This window comes from Caulobacter sp. KR2-114, from assembly GCF_049446115.1.
Classification (GTDB): domain Bacteria; phylum Pseudomonadota; class Alphaproteobacteria; order Caulobacterales; family Caulobacteraceae; genus Acaudatibacter.
Genome location: NZ_JBMSEC010000003.1, coordinates 585,235 through 608,705, shown reverse-complemented (window position 1 = coordinate 608,705; position 23,471 = coordinate 585,235). Strand labels below are relative to the sequence as shown.

The 23,471-nt window shown below is 70.8% G+C and carries 17 protein-coding genes and 1 pseudogene; 15 read left to right on the top strand and 3 right to left on the bottom strand.

The genetic code is table 11. The features are described from left to right. The first annotated feature begins 84 nt into the window (after window positions 1-84). Entirely contained in the window at window positions 85-1,356 is a 1,272-nt protein-coding gene (locus ACO2Q3_RS15130) for a cytochrome P450 (RefSeq protein WP_423307893.1), read from the top strand. A 274-nt stretch (window positions 1,357-1,630) separates the two neighbouring features. Here the strand turns inward: ACO2Q3_RS15130 and ACO2Q3_RS15125 are convergent, their stop codons facing one another. Together ACO2Q3_RS15125 and ACO2Q3_RS15120 are read right to left on the bottom strand one after the other, a co-directional pair. Beyond that, window positions 1,631-2,095, bottom strand: coding sequence for a carboxymuconolactone decarboxylase family protein (locus tag ACO2Q3_RS15125; RefSeq protein ID WP_423307891.1), 465 nt, complete (start codon window positions 2,093-2,095; stop codon window positions 1,631-1,633). A gap of 99 nt (window positions 2,096-2,194) precedes the next feature. Next, the gene (locus tag ACO2Q3_RS15120) at window positions 2,195-4,231 is read right to left on the bottom strand and encodes a TonB-dependent receptor (RefSeq protein ID WP_423307889.1); all 2,037 of its coding nucleotides are present in this window, start codon (window positions 4,229-4,231) and stop codon (window positions 2,195-2,197) included. Between the two features lie 153 nt (window positions 4,232-4,384). Between ACO2Q3_RS15120 and ACO2Q3_RS15115 the strand changes: the two genes are divergently transcribed. The 5 genes and pseudogenes from ACO2Q3_RS15115 to ACO2Q3_RS15095 all read left to right on the top strand — a co-directional run bounded on the left by ACO2Q3_RS15115 (window position 4,385) and on the right by ACO2Q3_RS15095 (window position 8,187). After that, on the top strand, window positions 4,385-5,932 hold the full coding sequence (locus ACO2Q3_RS15115; protein ID WP_423307887.1) for a DUF1800 domain-containing protein: 1,548 nt from the start codon (window positions 4,385-4,387) through the stop codon (window positions 5,930-5,932). Window positions 5,933-5,934: 2 nt separating this feature from the next. Then, window positions 5,935-7,140: a DUF1501 domain-containing protein gene (locus ACO2Q3_RS15110; protein WP_423307885.1), complete on the top strand. Its 1,206-nt coding sequence runs from the start codon at window positions 5,935-5,937 to the stop codon at window positions 7,138-7,140. A gap of 40 nt (window positions 7,141-7,180) precedes the next feature. Next, a complete protein-coding gene (locus tag ACO2Q3_RS15105; RefSeq protein WP_423307883.1) occupies window positions 7,181-7,459 on the top strand; it encodes a hypothetical protein in 279 nt (92 codons plus the stop codon). A 170-nt stretch (window positions 7,460-7,629) separates the two neighbouring features. Next, window positions 7,630-7,827: pseudogene (locus tag ACO2Q3_RS15100) on the top strand (cold-shock protein); the annotation flags it as partial. A gap of 165 nt (window positions 7,828-7,992) precedes the next feature. Continuing rightward, a complete protein-coding gene (locus ACO2Q3_RS15095) occupies window positions 7,993-8,187 on the top strand; it encodes a cold-shock protein (protein ID WP_423308017.1) in 195 nt (64 codons plus the stop codon). A 157-nt stretch (window positions 8,188-8,344) separates the two neighbouring features. Here ACO2Q3_RS15095 and ACO2Q3_RS15090 read toward each other — a convergent pair whose 3' ends face one another. After that, a complete protein-coding gene (locus ACO2Q3_RS15090) occupies window positions 8,345-9,868 on the bottom strand; it encodes a UxaA family hydrolase (protein WP_423307881.1) in 1,524 nt (507 codons plus the stop codon). A 96-nt stretch (window positions 9,869-9,964) separates the two neighbouring features. On the opposite strand from ACO2Q3_RS15090, the gene ACO2Q3_RS15085 reads away from it, so the two are divergent. The 9 genes from ACO2Q3_RS15085 (at window position 9,965) to ACO2Q3_RS15045 (ending at window position 23,278) form a co-directional block, all read left to right on the top strand. Next, window positions 9,965-11,086: a glycoside hydrolase family 172 protein gene (locus ACO2Q3_RS15085; protein WP_423307879.1), complete on the top strand. Its 1,122-nt coding sequence runs from the start codon at window positions 9,965-9,967 to the stop codon at window positions 11,084-11,086. Further along, entirely contained in the window at window positions 11,086-11,781 is a 696-nt protein-coding gene (locus ACO2Q3_RS15080; protein ID WP_423307877.1) for a GntR family transcriptional regulator, read from the top strand. Before ACO2Q3_RS15085 ends, ACO2Q3_RS15080 begins: the two co-directional genes overlap by 1 nt. Before the next feature lie 124 nt (window positions 11,782-11,905). After that, entirely contained in the window at window positions 11,906-13,387 is a 1,482-nt protein-coding gene (locus ACO2Q3_RS15075; protein ID WP_423307875.1) for an MFS transporter, read from the top strand. A 57-nt stretch (window positions 13,388-13,444) separates the two neighbouring features. Next, complete coding sequence (locus ACO2Q3_RS15070; RefSeq protein ID WP_423307873.1) at window positions 13,445-15,481, top strand: sulfotransferase; 2,037 nt, start codon at window positions 13,445-13,447, stop codon at window positions 15,479-15,481. Window positions 15,482-15,616: 135 nt separating this feature from the next. Then, window positions 15,617-18,001: a TonB-dependent receptor gene (locus ACO2Q3_RS15065; protein WP_423307871.1), complete on the top strand. Its 2,385-nt coding sequence runs from the start codon at window positions 15,617-15,619 to the stop codon at window positions 17,999-18,001. A gap of 66 nt (window positions 18,002-18,067) precedes the next feature. After that, window positions 18,068-19,066, top strand: a complete 999-nt coding sequence (locus tag ACO2Q3_RS15060; protein ID WP_423307869.1) for an aromatic ring-hydroxylating oxygenase subunit alpha — start codon at window positions 18,068-18,070, stop codon at window positions 19,064-19,066. A 154-nt stretch (window positions 19,067-19,220) separates the two neighbouring features. Beyond that, window positions 19,221-20,540: an amino acid permease gene (locus ACO2Q3_RS15055; RefSeq protein ID WP_423307867.1), complete on the top strand. Its 1,320-nt coding sequence runs from the start codon at window positions 19,221-19,223 to the stop codon at window positions 20,538-20,540. Between the two features lie 41 nt (window positions 20,541-20,581). After that, complete coding sequence (locus ACO2Q3_RS15050) at window positions 20,582-21,928, top strand: aspartate aminotransferase family protein (RefSeq protein WP_423307865.1); 1,347 nt, start codon at window positions 20,582-20,584, stop codon at window positions 21,926-21,928. A gap of 63 nt (window positions 21,929-21,991) precedes the next feature. Next, window positions 21,992-23,278, top strand: a complete 1,287-nt coding sequence (locus tag ACO2Q3_RS15045; RefSeq protein ID WP_423307863.1) for an acetylornithine deacetylase/succinyl-diaminopimelate desuccinylase family protein — start codon at window positions 21,992-21,994, stop codon at window positions 23,276-23,278. Window positions 23,279-23,471 lie beyond the last annotated feature (193 nt).

Here is a 23,471-nt window from a genome sequence, read left to right as displayed (position 1 = left end):
GCCCAGGGGCGTGTCCTGACGTCAGGACACGCTGACGGGCGTCCGAACCGCACAGCGGCGGGCGTGAAATTCCAGGAGGTCGCCATGAGTGACGGTTCGATCGATCTCGCGCGCGAGGCTCGCGCCCAGGCCTACGCCCAGCCGCTGGAGGCGCTGAACCCGGCTCAACCGGAGCTGTTCAGCGGCGACGCCATGTGGCCGATCTTCGATCGCCTGCGCGAAGAGGCGCCGGTGCACTACACGGCCGAGAGCGACTACGGCCCGTACTGGTCGGTCACTCGCTACAACGACATCATGGCGGTGGACACAAACCACGAGGTGTTCTCGTCCGCCGACGGCATCACCCTGTCCAGCCTGGAGGCCCAGGCCGAGGCGGCCACCCGGCCGGTGCGGCCGAGCTTCATCTCCATGGACCCGCCCAAGCACGATGTGCAGCGGCGCACGGTCAGCCCGGTGGTGGCCCCGCAGAACCTGCACAACATGGCCCCGGTGATCCGCGAGCGCGCCGGCATGATCCTGGACGGGCTGCCGATCGGCGAGGAATTCGACTGGGTCGACCTGGTGTCCAAGGAACTGACCGCCATGACCCTGGCGACGCTGTTCGACTTCCCGTTCGAACACCGCCGCAAGCTGACCCACTGGTCGGACATGATGACCAACGCGCCGGGCCACGGCCCGGTGAAGAGCTGGGAGCACAAGCGCGAACAGGTCTCGGAGTGTTTCGCGGCCTTCAAAGCCCTGTGGGACGAGCGGGCCGGCGCGCCGCCGAAGTCGGACCTGATCTCGATGCTGGCCCATGGCGAGGCCACCCGGGACATGGACGAGCACGAGTACAACGGCAATGTCGGCCTTCTGATCATCGGCGGCAACGACACCACCCGCAACACCATCTCCGGCAGCGTCTATGCGCTGAACCGCAATCCCGACCAGTACGACAAGCTGCGGGCCAACCCGGACCTGATCCCCTCCATGGTCTCGGAGACCATCCGCTGGCAGACGCCGCTGGCGCACATGCGCCGCACGGCCACGCGGGACTTCGAATTCGAGGGCCAGACCATCCGCGAGGGCGACCGGGTGGTGATGTGGTACGTCTCGGGCAACCGCGACGACCGGGTGATCGACAACCCCAACGCCTACATCATCGACCGTGCGCGGCCGCGCACCCACATGTCGTTCGGCTTCGGCATCCACCGCTGCGTCGGCAACCGCCTGGCCGAGCTGCAGCTGACCATCATCTGGGAAGAGATGCTCAAGCGCTTTCCGGAAATCCGCGTGGTCTCCGAGCCCAGCCGCACCCACTCGGTGTTCGTCAAGGGCTACGAGACCCTGCCGGTGGTGATCCCGCGCCGGAACTAGGCTCGGGCGGAGACCCGAACGCACCCTATCCAGCCCGCGAGGGCTGAAGTCCCACGCGCCCCTTCCCAACCGTCATCCTCGGCCTCGTGCCGAGGATCCAAGCACACGGCAGGATGGGGGGCGCGCTTCGAAGGGCGCGCCACGACGGGACGGCGCCGCCTCTCCTTGCCGAAAGACACTGCGTCGCTCCGCTGCCGCTCGCGACGGCCTCTCCCGTGTTCATGGATCCTCGGCACGAGGCCGAGGATGACGGTGGAGAGCTTTGGGTGGGGCGCTACCCGGCCTGCCGCTTCAGCAGCGACTCCGGCGTGCGGCGAAAGCCGATGGCGATGCGGTTGTAGGTGTTGATCAGGCCGATGGCGATGGTCAGGTCGGCCAGCTCCTTGTCGGTGAACACGTCGGCGGCGGCGGCGTAGGCGGCGTCGGGGATGTGCGTGTCGGCGACCCGGGTGACGGTGTCGGTCCAGGCCAGCGCCGCCCGCTCGCGTTCGTCGAACCAGTCGCCAGCCTCATGCCAGGCCGCCACCAGCGCCACCTTTTCCGGCGGGACGCCCTCCTGGATCAGGTCGTGGGTGTGGCTGTCGATGCAGTAGGCGCAGCCGTTGATCAGCGAGGCGCGCAGATAGACCAGGTCGACCAGCGCCTTGGGCAGGCCGGACCGGGCGACGTACATATAGACCCCGCCCAGCGTCTTCATGCCCTCGGCGGCGATGGTCTGGTAGGCGGCTCTCTGTGGCATGATGCGTCTCCCGGATTGGCGGGCAGGATCGCATCGGTCCGGGCTGGCCGGATTGTGGGAAACGCCGGCCGGTTGGCGAATTCGCGCGGGCCGACGGGACTATTGCCGCAGGCGCACACCGATCCGCATCGTCCGCGGCGGGCCATAGCTCAGCACGCCGTCGGCCGCGGCCTGGGTCTGCACGGCGGCGTCGAACAGGTTGTCGGCGGCGACGTAGACCTCGGCGTGCGGGCTGACCGTCCAGCGCGCCTGCACGGCCACGGTGGCGGCGGCGGCCAGGGGACGGGTGTTGATGTCGTCCTCGAAGCGGCCGCTCTCGTAGCGCAGGTCGGCGGTTAGCGTCAGCGCCGCTACCGGTCGCCAGTCCGCGCCGGCCGTGACGGTCAGGGCGGGCGCCTCGGCGGGCCGCTTGCCGGTCAGCTGCGGCGCGGCAGACGCGCCGTCGACCCGCGCATGGGTCCAGGATCCGGCGGCGTGAACGCTCAGGCTCGCCGCGACCTGCCAGCGCGCGTCGCCTTCCAGCCCGTAGGCGTTGATCTGGCCTGCGTTCTGCCGCTGGCGCAGCGTGCCGCCCGCCGGCACGAAGCCGGCGATGGGAAAGGTTCCGGGGCCGACCCCGATGGTCACGTTGGTCACAGGATCGCGCAGCTGATTGACGAAGGCGGTCAGGCTCCAGCCGCCCCGCCGCCCGTCCTGGCCGGCGCCGGCCTCTACGCCAAAGAGCCGCTCCGGCTTCAGCGCCGGGTTGGACTCGGTGATGTCGTTGCCGACCCGGAACGGGCGGTGCAGCTCGTTCAGCGTCGGGGGGCGGAACCCGGCATAGGCCGCCGCCCGCAGGAAACCGCCACCGCCGAGGACGCCGTCGTCGAGCGCCCGCCGAACGCCCAGCCGCGCGGTGGGCAGAACGCCGCGACGGTCGGGGCTCGGGTCGTTCAGCGTGACCGCGCCGGTGGCGATCAGCCGTTCGATACGATGCGCGTCGGTGGCCGCCCAATAGTCCAGCCGTCCGCCCGCGCTCAGCAGCCAGGGGCCCTGGCGCCGGTCGGCCTCCACATAGGCGCCGGCGACCAGGGTGTCGCCGCCCGTGACCCGGCTCTTGGTGAAGGCGCCGGAGAGAAAGCTCGCCCGTTCGTGGTCCTCGCCATAGGCCGCGCGCAAGTCGGCGCCGACCTCCCAGTCGGCGGTGGCGGTGGTGCCGCGCAGCGCGCCGTTCAGGCCCCAGCCCAGGGCCGGCGTATCGTACTGGTCGTTGGCCGGGGTGGTGGAGACATGCCCCGGCGCGACCGAGACCGAGGTGTTGCGCAGATTGCTGCCGCGCACCCAGCCCTGCAGGCGCCAGCCCAGGACGTCGGTCGACGGCTGGGCTACGGCCGTCAGGCTGGCGAACTGGCCGTCGGCGCGGGCGTTCGCCCCCACCAGGCCGGCGCTGCGGCTTTCAGCGAAGGCGCCGGCGCGGGCGGCGACCGTCACCCGCCCGATGTCGGTCTGCGCCCGGGCGGCGATCGTCCAGGCGTCGAGGCTGAGGGCGTCGTCGGCGGCCCCGCGCCCGGCGCGGGTCGGGATCCAGCCGTCGTCGTGCTCGGCCGCGCCGGTGAACGTCAGGTCGATCGGGCCGCCCAGCTCGGCGACGCCGGACGCGCGCCGGTAGCCCAGGGAGCCGCCGGAAAGGTCGAGGATCGCCCCCGGCTGGCCGGCCCGCTCCTCCAGCCGCACGGCCCCCGTCAAGGCGCCGGCGCCATAGGGTCCGGCCCCGGCGCCGCGGACTATGTTCACCGCCCCGATGTCCTCGGACGGCAGGGCGGTCCAGATCACCCAGCCGCCGAACGGGTCGTTCTGCGGAACCCCGTCCAGGGTCACCAGCGCCCGACCGGCCCCCGACGGGGCGAAGGCGCGCAGTGACAGGCCCTGGGTGGTGGGATTGGCCCCGGCGCTCGAGGTGCGGCGAAACAGCGAGGCGGCGGGGACCAGGGCCAGGGCTTCGTCCAGCCGCTCGCGGCTCTTCAGGGTCCCGGGCGTCAGCCGCACCACGGAATAGGCCGCCTCCCCCGGGGCGTCGGGCAGGCGCGCGGCGCGCACCTCCACCGGTGCGACGGCGGTCGCCACAACGGGGTCGGCGGGCGGCGTATCGATCGGCATGTGGCGGCGGCTCCCCTCGCGCCCGACTCTTAGGCGCCCCGTCCGCCGCGCGCCAGGGCGACCGCGCGCCGGAAGCCGGCCCCTCAGGCGTATAACCGGCGCAAGGGATGCAATATCCTGCGGGGAGGCCCCGGCATCCGGGGGAGGGCGCAGATGAGCCTTCAGGACGCGGCGATCGCCGCCAATCGCTTCGGCCTGGGCGCCCGCCCCGGCGAGCTGAAGGCCATCGCCGGCGATCCGCGCGGCTGGCTGAAGGCGCAGCTGGCTCCGGAGACGGCGCTGCCCGCGCCCCTGGCCGCCCTGCCGGACACCCAGGACGATCTGACCGCCTTCCGCCGCTGGATCGTCGCCTCGGGGCTGATCCGCAGCGTCGGCGCCTATGGCGACGCGCTGAAGCCGGGCGCGCCGCATCCGGCCGAAGGCATGGCCGCGATGAGCCGCCAGGCGCCTGGACCGGCGCCGGCGGACGAGCCGGCCGAGCCCGGCGCCTATCTCTCGGGCGAGCCGCGGGTGCTCAAGGTCGACGATCCCGGCTTCACGGTGGAGAAGTCCTTCATCGCCTGGTTCGGCCCGCGCTACGTGCAGGCGGTCAAGGCGCGCATCGACGTGGCGACGACCACGGAGCGGCCGTTCTTCGAGCGCCTGGTCCACTTCTGGGGCAACCACTTCACCGTCTCCTCGGCCAAGCCGGAGACCCAGGCCATGCCGCCCTCGTTCGAGCGCGACGTGGCGCGGCGCCATGCGGTGGGGTCGTTCCACGACATGCTGCGGGCTTCGACCCAGCATCCGGGCATGCTGATCTACCTCGACAACTACGTCTCGGTGGGCCCGAACTCGCTGCTGGTGCGCCATCCGATGCTGATGCCCGCGGCCTTTCGCGAACGGCTGAAGGGGCTGAACGAGAACCTGGCCCGCGAGATCCTGGAGCTGCACACCCTGGGCGTCCGCAGCGGCTACACCCAGGAGGACGTCACCACCTTCGCCAAGGTGATCACCGGCTGGACCGTCAAGCCTGAAGGCCATGCCGGCGGCGAGACCGGCCTGTTCAACTTCGTCGACGCCCTGCACGAGCCGGGTCCGAAGACCGTGCTCGGCCAGGGCTACGGCCAGGACGGGGTGGCGCAGGGCGAGGCGGTGCTGAGCGCGCTGGCGCATCACCCGGCGACGTCCCGCTTCATCGCCGCCAAGCTGGTCCGGCACTTCGTGGCCGATGACCCGCCGCCCCGCGCCGTGGAGGCCATCGCCACCACCTTCCGGCAGTCCGGCGGCGATCTCTCCGCCGTCAGCGCCGCCCTGGTCGACCTGCCCGAGGCCTGGGCGCCGGCGCCCGGCAAGGTCAAGCCGCCGGAGGACTACCTGGTCTCCACCGTCCGCGGACTCGGCGGGCCGAAGCTCACCGGCGTGCAGCTGACCGCCCTGTTCTCGCGCATGGGCCAGCGACCCTATTTCGCCGCCGGGCCGAACGGCTGGTCGGACATCGGCGCCGACTGGATCGGTCCGGATCCGGTGTGGAAGCGGCTGGAGTTCGCCTCGGCGGTGGGACAGGGCATGGCCAGCGCGGGCCTCAACCCGCTCTCGGTCGGCGACGACATCCTGGGGCCCCAGATGACCCACGCCACCCGCGACGCGATCGCCAGGGCCGAGAGCCCGGCGCAGGGCCTGGCCCTGCTGCTGGTCTCCCCCGAGTTTCAGAGGAGGTAGGGATGCCGACCGGGATGATCGACCGCAGGCGCCTGATCGCCGGCGCGGGCCTGGCCGCCTCCGCCCTCGCCCTGCCGCGCTTCGCCTGGAGCGCCGTCCCCACCGACCGCCGGCTGCTGGTGGTGATCCTGCGCGGAGCGATGGACGGCCTCTCGGCGGCGCCGGCCCACGGCGACCCGGCCTTCGAAAGCGCGCGCAACGGCCTGGCCATCCCCCGCCCCGGGCAGCCGGGCGGGGCGCTGGATCTGGACGGCTTCTTCGGCCTCAACCCGGCCCTGACGGGCCTGGCCGGCCGCTATGCGCGCAAGCAGCTGGTGGTGGTTCACGCCACGGCCTCGCCCTATCGCGACCGCTCGCACTTCGACGCCCAGAACCTGCTGGAGAACGGCTCGCCGCGGCCCTACGGCCTGGACGATGGCTGGCTGAACCGGGCGCTGGGCGGACTGCCCCCCGCCGCGCGGGGCGGGCGCAAGGATCTCGGGGTGGCCGTTGCCGCCTCGATGCCGCTGATGCTGCGCGGACCCTCCCCCGTCACCTCCTGGTCGCCGTCGCTGCTGCCCTCGCCGGACGCCGGCCTGATCGGCCGCACCCAGGCGCTCTACGCCGCCGCTGATCCGCAGCTGGCCGCGGCCCTGTCCGCCGCCAGCGACGCCCAGGCGCAGGCCGTCGGCATGGGCAAGGGCCAGGACAACTTCCCCGCCCTGATGGCCGCGGCCGCGCGGTTCCTGACGGCGCCCGACGGTCCGTGCGTGGCGGTGGTGGAGTCCAGCGGCTGGGACACCCACGCCGGCCAGACGGGCGAGTACAGCGCCCTGCAGCGAAACCTCAAGGGGCTGGACGCGGGCGTGGAGGCCCTGGCGGCGGGCCTGGGCGAGGACGCCTGGTCGCGCACCGCGGTGCTGGCGGTCACCGAATTTGGCCGCACGGTGGCGATGAACGGCACAGGCGGCTCGGACCACGGCACGGCCGGCGCGGCCTTCCTGGTGGGCGGGGCGGTCAACGGCGGGCGGGTGCTGGCCGACTGGCCAGGGCTGAAGCCGGACGACCTCTACCAGGGGCGCGACCTGAGGCCGACCGCGGACCTGCGCTCGCTGTTCAAGGCGGCGCTGCGCGACCACATGGGCGTCGACGAGGCGAGGCTGGAACGCGAGGTGTTCCCAGACAGTTCGAGCGCAAAGCCCACGGATGGTCTATTCCGCGCGGCGTGATGCAATATGGCCTGCCGTTCCTTCCGGAGTGACCCGTTCCGTGATCCTCAAGACGTTTGTCACCGTCCTGGCGCTCGCCTGGACCATTTCCGCCGCCGCCCAGCCGGCCGGCGACAGCGCCGCGTCTCCGGCCAAGCCCCAGGGCAAGCCGTCAGGGCGCGCCGTCTACAGGGTCTGCAAGCCCGACATGAACGCCTATTGCCCGCACATGGGGCTCGGCAGCGCCAGACAGAAACAATGCATGCGGGACAATTTCGACAAGTTGGCGCCCGATTGTCAGGCCATTCTCAAGCGGTTCGACCCACAAGCTGCGAAATAAACTGAAGTTTCCGACCAGCGGGTTCCCCAATCGGGGGTTGCGCCCGCCCACCGGCCCCATCCTTCGCGTCAGCAGGCCTTCAAAGCCGGGTTCTCGACGGCGCTGGCAACGTGTACAGGGTGGCAGCCGATCAATTTCTCTTCGGCCCGATCGATATACGGATGCGCACTATGCCTAGCGGAAAAGTAAAGTGGTACAACGCCACCAAGGGGTTCGGCTTCATCGAACCCGATGACGGTGGCTCTGATGTGTTCGTGCACGTTTCCGCAGTGGAACGCGCAGGCCTTTCCTCCCTCCAAGAAGGACAACCGGTCGACTTCGAGCTGGAGCGCGACCGCCGCTCGGGCAAGACGTCCGCTGGCAACCTGATCGTCACCGGCGAGCCTGATCCGTCGGCCCGCAGCAGCGGCGGCGGCTTTGGCGGCGGCGGCGGTTACGGCGGTGGTGGCGGCGGCGGCTTCAGCCGCGCCCCGCGTCCGCCGCGCGGTCCCTCCGCGGGCGACCGTCAGGCCTCCGGCTCCGGCTCGGGCACGGTGAAGTGGTTCAACACCACCAAGGGCTTCGGCTTCATCCAGCCCAGCGACGGCGGCGGCGATGTGTTCGTGCACATCTCGGCGGTCGAACAGGCCGGCCTGCGTGGGCTGAACGAAGGTCAGGTGGTGAGCTACGATCTGGAATCGGATCGTCGCACCGGCAAGACCTCCGCCACCAACCTCCGGGTCAACTAAGACCCGCAGACAGCGGCCCTGGAACCCACGTTCCGGGGCCGATTTGCTCTCCCGTCTGGGATCCAGCCCGCCTCGCCACCGAGGACGGGCCGCTTTCGTATAACCCCTTCGCGCCCGGCGGCTTTCCACGCGCCCGGCGTCCTGGCGGAGCGGGGCTCTACATCACCGCGCCGATCTGCCAGGGCACGAACTCCGCGCCCCCGTAACCCAGCGCCTCGCTCTGGCTCTGCGCCCCGGACGCGACCTGCAGCAGGTAGTCGAGGATCTCGGCGCCCTTTTCCTCGATGGTGGCGGCGCCGGTGGCGATCGGTCCGCAGTCGATGTCGATGTCGTCGGCCTGGCGGGCGTAGAGCTCGGAGTTGGAACTGAGCTTGATCGACGGCGACGGCTTGCAGCCGAACGCCGAGCCGCGGCCGGTGGTGAAGGCGATCAGGGTGGCGCCGGAGGCGACCTGGCCGGTGGCGGAACAGGGGTCGAAGCCGGGGCTGTCCATGAACACCAGGCCCCGCTCGCGCACGGGTTCGGCGTATTCGATGACATCGTTGAGCGGCGACGCGCCGGACTTGGCCACGGCGCCGAGGGACTTTTCCAGGATGGTGGTCAGGCCGCCGGCCTTGTTGCCGGGCGAGGGGTTGTTGTCCATCTCGGCGCCGTTGCGGCGCGTATAGTCTTCCCACCAGTCGAGCCGGGCGCGCAGCTTGCCCGAAACCTCCGGCGTGCGGGCGCGGGCGTAGAGCAGATGTTCGGCGCCGTAGATCTCAGGCGTCTCCGACAGGAGCACCGTGCCGCCCAGGGCCACCAGCCGGTCGGACGCGACGCCGAGCGCCGGGTTCGAGGTCACGCCCGACCAGCCGTCCGACCCGCCGCACTGCAGGCCCAGCACCAGCTCGCCCGCCGGGATGTCGCTGCGTCGGGCGCGGTCGGCGACCGCCAGCAGGCCGGCGAGGCGTTCCAGCCCCTCGGCGATGGCGCGCCGGGTGCCGCCCACCTCCTGGATGGTGAAGGTCTGGAAGCTGTCGTCCTCGACCAGGCCGTAGTCGGCCTTCAGCCGGGCGATCTGGATCACCTCGCAGCCCAGGCCCACCAGCAGCACCGCGCCGAAGTTCGGGTTGGCGCCCGTGCCCCACAGGGTGCGACGCAGCACCTCGAAGCCGTCGCCTGAGGCGGCCATGCCGCAGCCGCTGGCGTGGGTGATCGGCACGACGCCGTCGACATTGGGGAACTTGGCCAGCAGGCCCGTCCGTTCCGCCGCCTCGGCGATGTGTCGCGCCACCGTGCTGGAGCAGTTCACCGAGGTGAGGATGCCGACATAGTTGCGCACCCCGACCTTGCCGTTCGCCCGGCGGTAGCCCTGGAAGCTGCGCGCCGGCTCTTGGCGCGACCAAGCCGGCGCGGCCGCCGCGTCCTGGCGCAGGCCGGAGAGGCCGAGGTTGTGGCTGTGCACGTGCGCGCCGGCGGCGATGTCGGCGGTGGCGACGCCGATCACCTGTCCGTACTTCAGCACCGGCTGACCGGCGGCGATGGCCGCCAGCGCCACCTTGTGACCATTGCCGATCGCCTCGATCGCCGTCGTCGCCTCGTGGCCGATCCGCTCGCCGGCGGCGATGCGGCGCAGGGCGATGGCGACATTGTCGGCGCCGTTCAGGCGCAGGGCGTTGGGGGCGGCGGTGTCGAGGGGCATTGGAATGTCAGGATGCCATGAACAGGCGCTGATATCCAGGATGGCGCGCGGAATGAGCTCGAACTAGCATGTCAATGACACGCGGGAGAGCGACACATGACCGGCTTCAACGGCCTGGGCCTGCACATGGGCAACCTGCCCTGGCTGTCGACGGCGCGCAGCCGCTCGATCAGTCCGGAGAACTTCACCGGCGAGAAGGGCCAGGGCGGCCGGTCGGTGGATGGACCCGCGGCCAATGCCGCCCGTGGCCTCGGCCCGGAGGGGTCGGGCCTCGGCTGGAAGGTGTCGCCCTATGTCGTGGTGCAGCCCGACCAGACCTTCACCCTGGCGGACATCGAGGGGCCGGGGGCGATCCAGCAGATCTGGATGACCCTGGCGCGCGGCCGCTGGCGTCACTCGATCCTGCGATTCTATTGGGACGACCAGGAACAGCCGTCGGTGGAGTGCCCGACGGGGGACTTCTTCGCCAACGGCTGGGAGAGCTTCGCCCAGGTCTCGTCGCTGGCGGTGTGCGTGAACCCGGGGCGCGGCTTCAACTGCTACTGGGAGATGCCGTTCCGGCGCCGGGCGCGGGTGACCATGACCAACCTCAGCCCCGAGCCGCTGGTGGTCTACTACCAGATCAACTACGCCCTGACCGAGGTCCCCGAAGAGGCGGCCTATTTCCACGCCCAGTTTCGCCGCGCCAATCCGCTGCCCTACGGGACCGACTACACCCTGCTGGACGGGGTGAAGGGGCGCGGCCACTACGTCGGGACCTACATGGCCTGGGGGGTGAACAACGCCGGCTGGTGGGGCGAGGGGGAGTTCAAGGCCTTCCTCGACGGCGACGACGCCTTTCCCACCATTTGCGGCACCGGGACCGAGGACTATTTCTGCGGCGCGTACAACTTCGATCCCGGCGTGATCGAACGCAGCCTCAAGAGCGCCTACGTCGAGTTCACCACCCCCTATGCCGGCATGCCGCAGGTGATCCGTCCCGACGGCGTCTACGCCTCGCAGCAGCGCTTCGGCCTCTACCGCTGGCATATCGCCGATCCGATCCGCTTCGAGCGCGACATCCGGCTGACCATCCAGGACCTGGGCTGGCGCACCGAGAAGGACCGCCGCTACCTGCCGCGCCAGGACGACATCGCCTCGGTGGCCTACTGGTACCAGACCCTGCCCACCGCCCCCTTCCCCGCCTTGCCCGACCGGGACGATCTGGAGGTGATCTGATGGCGGCCGCCGGGCGTGGCCCGTCCAAGGCCGATCGGGTCCACGGCATCCTGCGTCGGCGGATCCGCGAGGGCGCGCTGGCCCCCGGCGCGCCGCTGCGCAAGGAGGATATCGCCGCCGAGCTCGGCGTCTCCCGCGCGCCGGTCAGCGAGGCCCTGGCCCGCCTGGCCGACGAGGGCCTGGTCGAGATCTTCCCGCAGCACGGCAGCTTCGTCGCCCCGATCCGCCCGGCGGACGTGCGCGAGGCGTTGTTCATTCGCGCCGCGCTGGAGGTCGAGGCCATGCGCCGCCTGGCGCCGGTGGCCGACGCCACTCTGGTGGCCAAGCTCGACGAGAACCTGTCGGGCCAGGCCCTGGCCCTGGACGTCGGCGACCTGGCGCGCTTCCACGACCTGGACGAGGCGTTACACGCCCTCTTGTTCTCCGCCGTGGACTTTCCGCGCGCCGCGCGCCTGCTGGATGCGGCGCGCGCGCCGCTGGACCGGCTGCGCCGCAGCGCCCTGCCGGCGCCGGGGCGTCCCCAGGCCACCCTGGCCGAGCATCGCTGGCTGGTCGAGGCGGTGCGGGCGCGCGACGCGGACCTGGCGGCGGCGGCCATGCGGGCGCATCTGGCCCGGGTGACGCAATCGGTCGAACGCGAGCTCCTGGCCGCCAGCAACCGCTCCCCCGGCGAGCCCCGGGGCGTTCCTGTCTGAAGCTTAATTCCGCAAGGACTGGCGCTGTCCCGAAAGCGCCCCTATGCACGAATCCAAAGGCATGGCTGCGAGCGCGGCCGGGTCACAAGGGAAATGGGGCCGCGACCACGTGGCCGGGGGAAGCATGGCCAACGCGGAAGACATCATCGCACCCATCGGCCCGCACGGGGACAATCATCAGGCGCGCTCCAAGCGGCTCAGCATCGGCGTGCTGGCGGTCTATGGCTCGGGCATGCTGGTGCAGGACACGCTGGGCCTCGGCCTCGGCTCCCTGCTGCTGTTCTACCTGACCATCATCTGCGGCATGTCCGGCTCGGCCGCGGGCCTGGCGCTGGGCATGGCCCTGGTGGTGGACTCCTTCATCGACCCGCTGGTCGGCTCGGTTTCCGACAACAGCCGATCCCGGCATGGCCGGCGCCACCCGTTCATGATCCTCAGCGCGATCCCCATCGCCATCGGCTTTGGCCTGCTGTTCTCGATCCCCACCCAGCTGACCGGCTGGGGGCTGTTCGCCTTCGCCATGGTGATGCTCATGCTGGTGCGGGTCGGCCTGTCGTTCTTCCAGGTGCCGTACATCGCCCTGGGCGCGGAGCTGTCCGACGACTACGCCGAACGCTCGACCATCGTCGCCTCGCGCGTGCTGTTCACCGTGGTGGCGGGCCTGGCGGCGGCGATCCTGGCCTATGGCGTCTTCCTCAAGGGGCATGACGGCCAGCTCAACCGCGCCGCCTACGCCCCCTACGCCTGGACCTGCTCGGCCCTGGTGCTGCTGGGCGCGGCCGTTGCCAGCTTCGGCACCCTGGGCATGCGCGATCGCCTGCACGCGCCGCCGGACGCCGGCAGCGGCGGGGTGACCCAGATCCTGGCCGAGGTGGCGGAGGTGTTCCGCAACCGCTCGTTCTGCATCCTGTTCAGCTCCTGCCTGATCCTGTTCATCGGCCTGGGCGTGGCCGGCCAGCTCGGCCTGCACGCCAACACCTATTTCTGGAAGCTGCAGCCGCCCGAGCTGCTGAAGATCACCCTGGTGCTGTCGGTGGGCTATTTCCTGGGCGTGTTCATCGCCGCCTTCCTGGCGGGCCGCCTGGAAAAGCGCACCGTCGCCCTGCTGGGCATCAGCATGATCGGCCTCAGCCAGTTCGGCCCCGTCTCCCTGAAGCTGCTCGGCGTCATCCCCCCTGGCTCCGAGGTCGCGACCCTGATGGTGGGCGGGACCATCGGCGGCATCGGCGCGGCCTGCGCCCTGATCGGCTTCCAGTCGATGATGGCCGACGCGGCCGACGAGCACGAGCACCTGTTCGGCGCCCGGCGCGAGGGCCTCTATTTCGCCGGCATCAGCTTCTCGGCCAAGGCGTCCAGCGGCCTGGGCGCCATCATCGCCGGGGTGATCCTCGACGTCATCGGCTTCCCCCACGGTCTGGAGACCCCCGGCGCGCCGCACGTCGCCATCCCCCTGGAGACGGTCCAGAAGCTGGCGCTGTCACACGGTCCGGGCGCGGCGATGATCACCGCCGTCTCGGTGGCGATCCTCACCCTCTATCGGCGCGGCAAGAGCGACCACGAGGACGTCCGTGCGGCCCTGCTGGCCAAGCGCGGCACGTTCGACTGAGGGTTTGACAGGCCTGATCCGGCAGCCCTCTGATCGGCGCATGTTTCGGAGCCTCCCGTGACCACCGACACCGCCGCCCCGGGCGAGCCCGTCGGCGCGCTGCAGACGGCGCTGGCCCACACCGTGCGCCTGCTGGGCCGCAACCCTGCCCTGGCCGAGCTGCAGGCGCGGGAGATCCTGGCCGCCGTGCCCGGACATCCGGAGGCCCTGCTGCTGCTGGCCCGCGCGCGCGGCGCGCAGTCCGACGCCGAAGGCGCCCTGGCGATCCTGGAGCCGCTGGCGAAGGCTCAGCCGCGGGCCGCGGTGGCGCACATGGACCTGGGCGCCGTGCTGGGGCTGCTGGGCCGCTCCGAGAGCGCCATCGCGGCGCTGGAACGGGCCGTGGCGCTGAAGCCGGACCTGGCCGACGCCTGGCGGCTGCTGGCCGACCAGAAGCGGCTGCTCGGCGACGATCGCGGCGCCGAGGCCGCCACCGACCGTCAGTTGCAGGCCTCGGTCAGCGACCCCGAGCTGCTGCGCGCCGCCGGCGCCCTGCTGGAGGGCCGCCTGGCCGTGGCCGAGCGTCTGCTGCGCGACTTCCTCAAGCGTCACCCGGCCGACGTCGCAGCCCTGCGCATGCTGGCCGAGATCGGCGCGCGGCTGGGGCGCTACGAGGACGCCGAGGTCTTGCTGGCGCGCGCCCTGGAGCTGGCGCCGGAGTTCGACGCCGCGCGGTTCAACTACGCGACCGTGCTCTATCGCGAAGGCAAGCCCGAGCCGGCGCTGGCCGAACTCGACACCCTGATGGCCAAGCGTCCCCAGGACCCGAACTACCGGACCCTGAAGGCGGCGGCGCTGAACCATCTCGGCGAGCACCGGCAATCGATCGGCATCTACGAGGCGCTGCTGGCGGAATATCCGCGACAGCCGAAGGGCTGGATGAGCTACGGCCACGCGCTGAAGACCCTTGGACGCCAGGACGACGCCATCGCCGCCTACCGCCGCAGCATCGAACAGGCGCCGAACCTGGGCGAAGCCTACTGGAGCCTGGCCAACCTCAAGACCGTGCGGCTCGGCCCCGCGGACGTGGCGGCCATGCGCGCGCAGCTCGACCGCAGCGACATCTCGGACGACGACCGCTTCCACCTGCACTTCGCCCTGGGCAAGGCGCTGGAGGACGCGGGCGAGTTCGAGCCGTCGTTCGAGCACTATCGCCTGGGCAACGCCCTGCGGCGTAAGCGCCTGGACTACGACGCCGACGAGACCAGCCGCCAGGTGCAACGCGCCAAGGCGCTGTTCACCGCCGACTTCTTCGCCGAGCGCGCCGGGCAGGGCAGCCCGGCGCCGGACCCGATCTTCATCGTCGGCCTGCCGCGCGCCGGCTCGACCCTGATCGAACAGATCCTGGCCAGCCATTCAGCCGTCGAAGGCACCATGGAACTGCCCGACGTGATGGCCATCGCCCGCCGGGTCGGCGGCGGCCGCATCCGGGGCGAGGAAGCCACCTATCCGGCCCAGCTGGCCACGTTGTCGCCAGAGGAGCTGGCCGCCCTCGGCGAAGAATTCCTGCAACGCACCCGCGTGCACCGCAAGCTGGGCCGGCCGTTCTTCATCGACAAGATGCCCAACAACTTCCAGCACACCGGGCTGATCCACCTGATGCTGCCCCGGGCGAAGATCATCGACGCGCGGCGCCATCCGATGGGCGGCTGCTTCTCGGGCTTCAAGCAGCACTTCGCCCGCGGCCAGGGCTTCACCTACGACCTGACCGACGTCGGCCGCTACTACGCCGACTATGTGGAGCTGATGGCGCACTTCGACGCCGTGCTGCCCGGGCGCGTGCACCGGGTGATCTACGAGGCGATGGTGGCCGACCCGGAAGCCGAGGTGCGGCGCCTGCTGGACTATTGCGGCCTGCCGTTCGAGGCCGGCTGCCTGCGGTTCTACGAGAACGACCGCGCGGTGCGCACCGCCAGCTCCGAGCAGGTGCGCCGGCCGATCTTCACCGAGGGCGTCGACCAGTGGCGCAACTACGAGCCCTGGCTGGACCCGCTGAAGGCGGCGCTGGGGCCGGTGCTGGACGCCTACCCGCACGCGCCTGTCTTTCCCGTCTGAAATGGACTTCGCCCGGCCGTGGCGCCGGCGCCGCGCTCGGTGACGAAACGGCGATAACGTCGTGACATGAGCTTGACAGCTACGCTCAATGCAGGGGCACAGTCCGCGCAACATCAAGACGCATTGGGGTGGAACATGCGCGTTGCGGTTCGCGGATCGGCGAAGTCTTCCCTCTATTGGCTATCGGCGGGCCTGCTGGGCTCCACGGTGCTGGCTTCGGGCTCCCTGGCCTACGCCGCGGAGGCGACGGCCCAGGCCGACGCGGGCGGCGGCAACGCCGTCGGCGAGCTGATCGTCACTGCCCAGAAGCGCGAAGAGAACATCCAGTCGGTGGCCGCCAGCGTGCAGGCCCTGGGCACGGCGAAGCTGAACGAGCTGCACGTCGTCAACTTCAACGACTACATCAAGTATCTGCCCAGCGTGTCGTACCAGTCGGCCGGACCGGGCTATTCCAACGTCTATATGCGCGGCGTGGCGGCCGACAACCTGGCCAACCACTCCGGCTCCCTGCCCAGCGTCGGCACCTATCTGGACGAACAGCCGATCACCACCATCGGCGGCGCCCTGGACATCCACGTCTACGACATCGCCCGGGTGGAGGCGCTCTCCGGCCCGCAGGGCACCCTCTACGGCGCCAGCTCGGAAGCCGGCACCATCCGTATCATCACCAACAAGCCCGAGATCGGCGTCCTGAAGGGCGCCATGGACGGCGAGATCAACGGCGTCGACCACGGCGGCGAGGGCTACAGCGTCGAGGGCTTCATCAACGTGCCCCTCGGCGACAAGGCGGCGGTCCGCCTGGTGGGCTGGGGCGAGCACGACGCCGGCTACATCGACAATGTGCAGGGCACGCGGACGTTCAGCAGCGGCATCGTCTCCGACAACGCCCAGCTGGTGCAGAAGGACTACAACACCGCCAACATCTACGGCGGCCGCGCCGAGCTGAAGGTCGACCTCAACGAGAATTGGACCATCCTGCCGACCCTGATCGCCCAGGACGAGCGCAGCAACGGCATCTTCGGCTTCGATCCGAAGGTCGGCGACCTGCAGGTGCAGCACTTCCTGCCGGAAACCAACCACGACCAGTGGTATCAGGCATCGCTGACGGTGCAGGGCAAGATTGGCAACCTGGATCTGACCTATTCCGGCGGTCACATGGACCGCAAGATCACCAGCGAGGCGGACTACACCGACTACAGCTACTTCTACGATCAGGTCTACATGTCGGCCGCGCGGTATCACAACAACCACGGCGACATCATCAATCCCAGTCAGTGGATCATTGGCCACGATCACTTCACCAAGGACAGTCACGAGATCCGCATCGCCTCGCCGGCGAGCGACCGGTTCCGGTTCCTGGCCGGCCTGTTCTACCAGCGCCAGACGCACCACATCATCCAGGACTACGTGATCCAGGGCCTGTCCGACGCGCAGTCGGTGCCCGGTTGGTCGCAGACCTGGTGGCTGACCAACCAGCAGCGGATCGACCGCGACTACGCCGCCTTTGGCGAGGCCAGCTACGACATCACCCCGCAACTGACCTTCACCGGCGGGGTGCGGGTCTACAAGTCGGACAATTCGCTGGTCGGCTTCTACGGGTTCAACGCCGACCACGGCACCGGGGTCAATCTGTGCTTCGCCGGGCCGATCGTGCCCAATACGCCGTGCACCGACCTGAACACCGACGTGAAGTACACCGGCGAAACCCACAAGCTGAACCTCACCTACCACCTCGACGGCAGCAAGCTGGTCTATTTCACCTATTCCACCGGCTTCCGGCCGGGCGGCGTGAACCGTAACGGCGGCCTGCCGCCCTATCGGCCAGACTTCCTGGACAACTACGAGATCGGCTGGAAGACCGGCTGGTTCGGCAACAGCCTGATCTGGAACGGCGCCGTCTTCTATGACCGCTGGCGCGACTTCCAGTTCCAGTACCTGGGTCCGAACTCCCTGACGGTGGTGGCCAACGCTGGCAACGCCAACATCTATGGCGTGGAATCCAACGTCATCTGGCGGCCGACCCACGCCCTGACCCTGAACGCCGGCATGGCCTACACGGACGCCAAGCTGGCCCAGGACTTCTGCAACGGGGCGGCGGTCTGCGACTCCAGCAACACCACCGCGCCGAAGGGCGAACAGCTTCCGGTGACGCCGAAGTTCAAGGCCAACGCCACCGCGCGTTACGAGTGGGAGATGGGCAGCCTGCAGGCGCACCTGCAGGGCTCGCTGGTCTATCAGTCGTCCAGCTGGTCGGACCTGCTTCAGCTTGACCGCCAGTCCCTGGGCAAGCAGCCGGGCTACACCACCGTGGACTTCACCGGCGGCATCGCGCGGGACAACTGGACGGTGGAGCTGAGCCTGCTCAACGCCTTCGACACCCGCGCCCAGCTCTACCGCTACGCCGAGTGCACGATCCAGTTCTGCGCCGGCGTCGGCGTTGCCGGCGGAACGGGCGGGGCGGTCTACGTCGTGCCGAACCGGCCGCGGACCATAGCCCTGAAGATCGGCACGAAGTTCTGACGGTCACGTTCGGTTGACGACGCCGGCGGGGCGTGAGGAACTCGCCGGTGAAAGGACCCCTCCCGCATGCCCGTCGTCACGGCCCAGGCCGCCCTCTACCGCGATCCCCAGGTGTTCGAGGCCGAGCGCCGGGGGGTGTTCGCCAGGGCCTGGCAGTTCCTGGGCCTTGAAGCCGACCTGGCGGCGCCGGGCGACTATATCGCCGAGACCATCGCCGGCTTTCCGATCGTCGCGGTGCGGGGCAGGGCCGGGGAGCTTCGCGCCTTCCACAACGTCTGCCGGCACCGGGCCGGGCCGCTGGTCAGCGACGCCGCCGGGACCTGCGCGGGCGGCGAGTTCGTCTGCCGCTACCACGGCTGGCGCTACGCCCTGGACGGGCGACTGCGAAGCGCCACCGCCTTCGGCGCCGCCGACGGCTTCGATCCGCGCGACTACGGCCTGTTCCCGGTCAAGGTCGAGGCCTGGCGCGGATTCGTGTTCGTCAACCTGGACCCGGGCGCCGCGCCGCTGATGGAGACGCTGGGTCCGCTGGACGTCCTTCTGGGCAACCGCCCGCAGCCGTCCGGCGTGCTGCGCCGCAGCCACCCGATCGGCTGCAACTGGAAGGTCTATGTGGAGAACTACCTGGAGGGCTACCATATCGACGCCGTGCACCCGGCCCTGGCCGAGGAGGTGGACGCCGCCCGCTATGCGGTGCGCATGGACGGCGCCATCGCCGTGCACGAGGTCCCCGCCACCGCCGGCGCCGCCGAGGGGGTCTGGGCCTGGATGTACCCGAACCTCGCCTTCAACCTCTACAAGGGCGTGGTGATGCTCGAGCATATGCGCCCGGTGGGGCCGCACCGCACCCAGCTCGACTACATCTACCTGCACGAGGCCGGCGATCCGCAGTTGGACGGCGCCATCGAGACCTCCGAACGCCTGACCCGCGAGGACGTCTGGATCTGCGAGCGGGTGCAGGAGAACCTCGACGCCGGCGTCTATACCGCCGGCGTGCTCTCCCCCCGGCACGAGAACGCGGTGGCCTGGTTCCAGGCCCGCAACGCCGAGCTGCTGGCGGGGTGAGGCCGCCGCATTCGCTCTCTTCCCCCTCTGGGGGAAGTACCCGCGAAGCGGGGGTAGGGGGCTCCAGCCTGGCGCCGGCCTGTCGTTCTCCGCGGGAGCCCCCTCCACCGCCTTCGGCGGTCCCCCTCCCCCAAGGGGGGAGGAGAACTGTTCGATGACCCCCACCCCCGAGCGCCGCATCGGACTGGGCCTCGCCACCGGCCTGGTGGCGGGCAACATCATCGGCTCGGGGGTGTTCCTGCTGCCCGCGACCCTGGGCGCGATCGGCAGCGTCAGCGTGTTCGGCTGGATCTTCGGCACTCTGGCGGCGTTCGCCACCACCGCGGTGTTCGCCCAGCTGGGCCGCATCGCCAGCACGCCGGAGGGGCTGGTGGGCTACGCCGGCGCGGGGCTGGGCCGCCTGGCGGGCTTCGCCATCGCGGTGTTCTACTGGATGGGCGCCTGGGTCGGCACGGTCGCCATGGCGGTGGCGATCGCCGGCTATTTCGCGGTGTTCGTCCCGGCGCTGGCGGCGCCCATCCCCCTGGCGCTGACCGCGGTCGCCGCGTTGTGGATCCTGACCGGGGTCAACATCCTGGGCGCCCGGGCGGCGACGCGGCTCTCCAGCCTGACGCTGGTCGCCGGCCTGCTGCCGATCCTGTCGGTGGCCATCGCCGGCTGGGCGGTCTTCGACCCCAAGGTGTTCGCCGCCTCGTGGAACGTCAGCGGCCAGTCGGACTTCGGCGCGGTGAAGACCTCGATGATCTCGGTGTTCTGGGCCTTCACCGGCTTCGAGAGCGCCGCCGTCGCCACCGCCGTGGTGCGCGATCCCGAGCGTAACGTGGCGCGCGCCACCTACGCCGGCACCGCCCTGGCCGCGGTGGTCTATATCGCCGCTTCGACGGCGCTGATGGGCATGGCCCCGGCGCGCGAGCTGGCCGCCTCGACGGCGCCGTTCGCCCTGGCGGTGGGCAAGGTTCTGGGCCCCGCCGCGGCCCTGGTGGTCGCCGCCTGCGCCCTGGCCAAGACCTGCGGCACCTGCTGCGGCTGGATCCTGGTGTCGGCGGAGTCCGCCCGGGCCGGCGCCAACGTGCACCTGTTCCCCGGCCGCTTCGCCGCGCACGGCGGGCGGCTGCCGGTGCGCATCCTGCTGGTCATGGCGGCGGTGATGTCGGCGGCGGTGCTGGCCACCGTCTCGCCCAGCCTCGGCAAGCAGTTCGGGGTGCTGATCAACGTCTCCACCGTGTGGGTGATCATCCCCTATGCGGTGTGCTGCGTGGCGCTGTGGCGGCTGGCGGGGCGGCTGTCGCCCGCCGCGCGCCTGGCCAGCCGCGTCGCCGCCGTGCTGGCCCTCGCGTTCAACGGGCTGCTGCTGGCCACCAGCGACGCGCCGACGGTCTGGCTGACCGCCGCGCTTGCCCTCGCCATCGCCATCCTGTGGTTCGCGGTTGCGCGCCGCGCCGGCAAAGCGGTGCTCACCGTCGCCAGTGGTTGAAGCGCGCCTGCCGGTCGGTCATGCTCCCGGCAGGAGATCCCATGACCGCCCACACCAAGCCGCCGATCGCCCAGGCCCAGATCCCGAATGATCTCGACGCCTACTGGATGCCGTTCACGCCCAACAAGCGGTTCAAGGCCTCGCCGCGCTTCGTCGACCGGGCGGAGGGGATGTACTACTACACCCCCGACGGGCGGCAGCTGCTGGACGGCGCATCGGGCCTGTGGTGCGTCAGCGCCGGCCACTGCCACCCGCGCATCGTCGAGGCGATCCAGCGCCAGGCGGGCGAGCTGGGCTACGCCACCAACTTCAACATGGGCCATCCCAAGGCCTTCGAGTTCGCCTCGCGCCTGGTCAGCATCCTGCCGGGCGACATCGACCATGTGTTCTTCACCAACTCCGGCTCGGAATCGGCGGACACGGCGCTGAAGATCGCGCTGGCCTATCACCGCGCCCGGGGCAACGGGGCCAAGACCCGGCTGATCGGCCGCGAGAAGGGCTATCACGGCGTCGGCTTCGGCGGCATCTCGGTGGGCGGCATCGTTTCCAACCGCAAGCAGTTCGGGACCCTGCTGGCGGGCGTCGACCACCTGCCGCACACCTACGACCTGGCGCGCAACGCCTTCAGCCGCGGCCAGCCGGAGCACGGCGCGGAGCTGGCCGACGCGCTGGAGGACCTGGTCGCCCTGCACGACGCCTCGACCATTGCCGCGGTGATCGTCGAGCCGGTGGCCGGCTCGGCGGGGGTGCTGCCGCCGCCGAAGGGCTACCTCGAGCGGCTGCGGGCCCTCTGCGACAAGCACGACATCCTGCTCATCTTCGACGAGGTGATCACCGGGTTCGGCCGCCTGGGGGCGTCCTTCGCCGGCGAGAAGTTCGGCGTCCTGCCGGACATCATGGGCATGGCCAAGGGCCTGACCAACGCCAGCGTGCCGATGGGCGCGGTGGGGGTCCGCAAGTCCGTCTACGACACCCTGATGGGCGACGAGGACCTGGGGGTCGAGCTGTTCCACGGCTACACCTATTCCGGCCATCCGCTGGCCTGCGCGGCCGGCCTCGCCACCCTGGACGTCTACCGCGACGAGGGCCTGTTCGAGCGCGCGGCCGAGCTGTCGCCGCTGTTCGAGGATCTGGCGCACAGCCTGAAGAACGCCCGCCACGTGATCGACGTGCGCAACATGGGCCTGATGGCCGGCGTCGAGATGGCGCCGCGGCCCGGCGCGCCCGGCGCCCGGGGCCAGGAGGCGTTCCGCCGCATGTTCGACCTGGGGGTGCTCGGTCGCGTCACCGGCGACACCCTGGCCTTCTCCCCGGCGTTCATCGCCCAGCCGCAGCAGCTGGAGACCATCTTCGCGGCCGCCCGCCAGGCGATCTCCGAGATCGACTGACGCGCCTTGCCCCTGGCGTCGCCGCGCCGCCGGCGGCATGCTGGGGCGAGGAAGGAAGGTGTCGTGAGTCATCCCCGCGAGGACCGACTGCTGGCCGATATCGAGGCGCGCCGCGACGAGGTGGTCGCCCTGGCCCAGGCGCTGATCCGCCTGCCGACCATCAATCCGCCCGGCGAGGGCTATCGCGAGGCCTGCGAGCTGATCGGCGAGCGGCTGCGCGGCCGCGGTTTCACCGTCGACTACGTCCGCGCCGAGGGCTCGCCCGGCGACACCGACCGCCATCCGCGCTGGAACGTGATCGCCCGGCGAGAGGGGAGCCGCCCGGGCCCCTGCGTGCACTTCAACAGCCACATCGACGTGGTCGCGCCGGGCGAGGGCTGGACGGTGGACCCCTTCGCCGCGGTGGTGAAGGACGGCAAGGTCTACGGCCGCGGCGCCTGCGATATGAAGGGCGGGCTCGCCGCCTCGATCATCGCCGTCGAGGCGCTGCTGGACTCCGGCGTGGACCTGCCGGGGGCGCTGGAGATTTCCGGCACGGCCGACGAGGAATCCGGCGGCTATGGCGGGGTCGCCTGGCTGGCCGAGCGCGGCTGGTTCTCCAAGCCCCGCGTCGACCACGTGATCATCCCCGAGCCGCTCAACGTCGACCGGGTGTGCATCGGCCATCGCGGCGTCTGGTGGGGCGAGATCGAGACCCAGGGGCGCATCGCCCACGGCTCGATGCCGTTCCTGGGCGACAGCGCGATCCGCCACATGGGCGCGGTGGTCGAGGCGCTGGAGCGCGAGGCCTGGCCGGCGCTGGACGCCCACGTCACCGCCATGCCGGTCGAGCCGCCCGGCGCGCGCACCCCGACGCTGAACATCAACTCGATCCACGGCGGCCAGCCGGATGTTGAGCCCGGCGGCGGCCTGCCCGCGCCGCTGGTGGCCGACGCCTGCCGCCTGGTGTTCGACCGCCGCCTGCTGATCGAGGAAGACCTCGACGCGGTGAAGGCCGGCATGCGCGCCCTGCTGGACGGCCTCGCCCAAACCAGGCCGGGATTCCGCTACGCCCTGCGCGACCTCTTCGAGGTGCGCCCGAGCATGACCGAGCCGGACCGCCCGGTCGTGCAACGCACGGCGGATGCCGTCCAGAAGGTGTTCGGCCGCCCCGCCAAGCTGATCTGTTCGCCCGGGACCTACGACCAGAAGCACGTCGATCGCATCGGCAACCTGCGCGACTGCATCGCCTATGGCCCCGGCATCCTCGACCTGGCGCATCAGCCGGACGAATACGTCGGCATCGACGACATGGTGGCCTCCGCCAAGGTGATGGCGCTGTCGGCCTACGCCCTGCTGACGGGCGCGTGAGGGCTGGCGCAGCGCCTCTCCTCCCCCTCTGGGGGAGGGGGACCCCGACGGGGTGCAGGGGGCTGGCCGCGACCCTTGGCTCTCCGCTGGAGCCCCCTACCCCCGCTTCGCGGGTACTTCCCCCAGAGGGGGAAGAGAACGCAAGTCGCTGCGCTGCTCTCCTCCCCCTCTGGGGGAGGGGGACCGCGAAGCG

Coding starts and splice junctions, on each gene's coding strand:
- ACO2Q3_RS15125 (WP_423307891.1), bottom strand. CDS start 2,095: ATGCCACAGAGAGCCGCCTACCAGACCATCGCCGCCGAGGGCATGAAG.
- ACO2Q3_RS15130 (WP_423307893.1), top strand. CDS start 85: ATGAGTGACGGTTCGATCGATCTCGCGCGCGAGGCTCGCGCCCAGGCC.
- ACO2Q3_RS15080 (WP_423307877.1), top strand. CDS start 11,086: ATGGCGGCCGCCGGGCGTGGCCCGTCCAAGGCCGATCGGGTCCACGGC.
- ACO2Q3_RS15120 (WP_423307889.1), bottom strand. CDS start 4,231: ATGCCGATCGATACGCCGCCCGCCGACCCCGTTGTGGCGACCGCCGTC.
- ACO2Q3_RS15110 (WP_423307885.1), top strand. CDS start 5,935: ATGCCGACCGGGATGATCGACCGCAGGCGCCTGATCGCCGGCGCGGGC.
- ACO2Q3_RS15060 (WP_423307869.1), top strand. CDS start 18,068: ATGCCCGTCGTCACGGCCCAGGCCGCCCTCTACCGCGATCCCCAGGTG.
- ACO2Q3_RS15055 (WP_423307867.1), top strand. CDS start 19,221: ATGACCCCCACCCCCGAGCGCCGCATCGGACTGGGCCTCGCCACCGGC.
- ACO2Q3_RS15075 (WP_423307875.1), top strand. CDS start 11,906: ATGGCCAACGCGGAAGACATCATCGCACCCATCGGCCCGCACGGGGAC.
- ACO2Q3_RS15115 (WP_423307887.1), top strand. CDS start 4,385: ATGAGCCTTCAGGACGCGGCGATCGCCGCCAATCGCTTCGGCCTGGGC.
- ACO2Q3_RS15050 (WP_423307865.1), top strand. CDS start 20,582: ATGACCGCCCACACCAAGCCGCCGATCGCCCAGGCCCAGATCCCGAAT.
- ACO2Q3_RS15065 (WP_423307871.1), top strand. CDS start 15,617: ATGCGCGTTGCGGTTCGCGGATCGGCGAAGTCTTCCCTCTATTGGCTA.
- ACO2Q3_RS15090 (WP_423307881.1), bottom strand. CDS start 9,868: ATGCCCCTCGACACCGCCGCCCCCAACGCCCTGCGCCTGAACGGCGCC.
- ACO2Q3_RS15085 (WP_423307879.1), top strand. CDS start 9,965: ATGACCGGCTTCAACGGCCTGGGCCTGCACATGGGCAACCTGCCCTGG.